The following is a 2,520-nucleotide window of genomic DNA, read 5'->3' on the forward strand; positions in this document are numbered from 1 at the left end:
ATTGTGGTCGGAGCGGATGACTTCGGCAAACTCGAAGCCGTTCATGTCCGGCATCTCGATGTCGGTCAGCACCACGTCAAAGCTGTGGCCCGAGCGCAGCGCGGCGAGCCCCTCCTGGGCGTTGACCGCGACCCGCACCTTGTAGCCGGCGGCCTTCAGCACCGGTGCCAGCATGTTGCGGAAGAACGCGCTATCGTCGACCAACAGCACCGATTGCGCGGTCGAGGAGGCCCGCATCTCCTTGCGCGAGAACCAGTCGGCAAACGCCATCGGCAGGAAGTGGCCGACGTCGATCACCTCGGTGGCCTGGCCCTTGATCACCGCGGAGCCCAGAATGCCGTCCTGCTGGCCGGCGACCTCGATGTGCAGCCGCTCCTCGACGATGTCGATGATCTCGTCGACCACCAGCCCCATCGAGCGGCCGTCGTCGGCGAACACCAGGATCGGCTGCGCGCCGGAGGTCTGCACGCTGACCCCGCTCATCTGCACCAGCGGCATCAGCTGGTCGCGGTACTGCACCATGTGGCGGCCATTACTGAGCTCGATCTTGTCGGTCGCGATCTCCTCGAGCCGGGTGACGAGGCCGAGCGGCACCGCCTTGGGCTGGCTCGAGCCGGCGCGGAACACGAGCAGCGAGGTGAGCTGCTCGCCGCCGATCGCATGCGCGGCGGAGGCCTCGTCCGCCATCTCATGGGCCGAGGCGCCGGAGGCGCCGAGCGCCTTGGCAATGCCGTTGGGGTCGATGATCATGATCACCGCGCCGTCACCCAAAATGGTGTTGCCGGAGAACATGTCGATGTGCCGCAGTTTTGTGGACATCGGCTTGACCACGATTTCTTCGGTGTGGAACACGCCGTCGACCACGATGCCGAAGGTCTGGCTGCCGACCTGCGTCACCACGATGAAGCCGTTCTCGGGGTCGGACGACGAGCCGTCGTCGATCTTCAAGAGCTTCTTGAGGTGCATCAGCGGCAGCAGCTTGTTGCGCAGCCGTAACACCGCGGTGTCCTTGATGCGCTCGATGCGGTGCTCGGAGTTGGCCCGCGCCCGCACCAGTTCGACCACCGAGAGCTGCGGGATGGCAAAGCGGTCGCCGCCGGCTTCGACGATCAAGGCGGAGACGATCGCCAGCGTCAGCGGGATCTTGATGGTGACGGACGAGCCCTCGCCGGCGACACTCTTGATGTCGATGGTGCCGCCGATCTGGTCGATATTGGTGCGCACCACGTCCATGCCGACGCCGCGGCCGGACACCGAGGTGACTTGGGCGGCGGTCGAGAAGCCCGGCGCGAAGATGAACTTGTGGACTTGCGCCTCGGTCATCTTCTCGAGCTCGGCCTCGGTGACGAGCCCGTTCTGCAGCGCTTTCGCCTTGATCCGTTCGGTGTTCAAACCTCTGCCATTGTCGGCGATGCAGATGATGATGTGGCCGCCCTCGTGATAGGCGGAGAGCCGGATGGTGCCCTGCTCGCCCTTGCCGGTGGCGAGGCGCTCGGCCGGGGTCTCGAGGCCATGGTCGGCGGAGTTGCGCACCATGTGGGTCAGCGGATCCTTGATCAAATCGAGCACCTGGCGATCGAGCTCGGTGTCGGCGCCGTGCATTTCCAATTCGATCTGCTTGCCGAGTTCGCTGGAGAGGTCGCGGACGATGCGCGGCAGCTTCTGCCAGGCATTGCCGATCGGCTGCATCCGCGTCTTCATGACGCCCTCCTGCAGCTCGGCGGTGACGTTGGAGAGCCGCTGCAAGGGCACCTTGAACTCGGTGTCCTCGTTGCGCCGGGAGATCTCCAAGAGCTGGTTGCGGGTCAACACCAGCTCGGAGACCATCGTCATCAGATGTTCGAGGGTGTCGACATTGACCCGGATCGACTGGTTGGCGATCTTGTCGGCGACCTCGCCGTCGGCGTCCACGGCGGCGGCGCGCTTGGCGGGTTTGGTCTTCTCCTTGGCCGCAGCGGCTTCCGGCGCGGATGCAGGCGCGGCCTTGGCGGCCGGCGCCGGCGCGACTTCGGTCGCGGTCTCGCGGAACGCGCGCTCGAGGTCGTCAAGCGAGACTTCGCCCGGCCGCAGCGGGCGCTCCAGCACCTGCTCGACCAGCGTGCCCTTGGTCACCGCGGGCTGAAGCGGCGGCGCCTCGACCACCGGCGCCGGCGGCGGCGCCGCATGGGCCTCGGCGACGTGGTGGCCGCCCTCGGCCATCGCGTGCAGCTGCTCGATCAGGTCTTCGTCGGTGCCTTCCGGCTCGGTCTCGGTGGCCTCGAGGCCAGCGAGGATCTCCTTGATGCGGTCGATCGAGGACAGGATCAGCGTGACGGCCTCGGCCTTGACCGGCATGCCGTCGCGGAACTTGCCCATCAAGGTCTCGCCGGCATGGGCGAGCGCCTCCAGCCGCGGCAGGCCGAGAAAGCCGCAGGTGCCCTTGATGGTGTGGACCAAGCGGAAGATGTTATCCAGGATCTTCGCGTCGCTCGGGTCCTGCTCGAACCGCACCAACTGATTGTCGACCGTATCCAGGCTCTC

General features: G+C 66.4%; 1 protein-coding gene. It reads right to left on the reverse strand.

Annotation, left to right across the window (positions count from 1 at the left end; translation table 11 throughout):
- On the reverse strand, window positions 1–2,520 hold a 2,520-nt coding region (locus J6524_RS36935), incomplete at both ends, for a hybrid sensor histidine kinase/response regulator (RefSeq protein WP_225678747.1).

The sequence above is a fragment of the Bradyrhizobium hereditatis genome, assembly GCF_020329435.1.
In the GTDB taxonomy this organism is placed as follows: Bacteria; Pseudomonadota; Alphaproteobacteria; order Rhizobiales; family Xanthobacteraceae; genus Bradyrhizobium; species Bradyrhizobium hereditatis.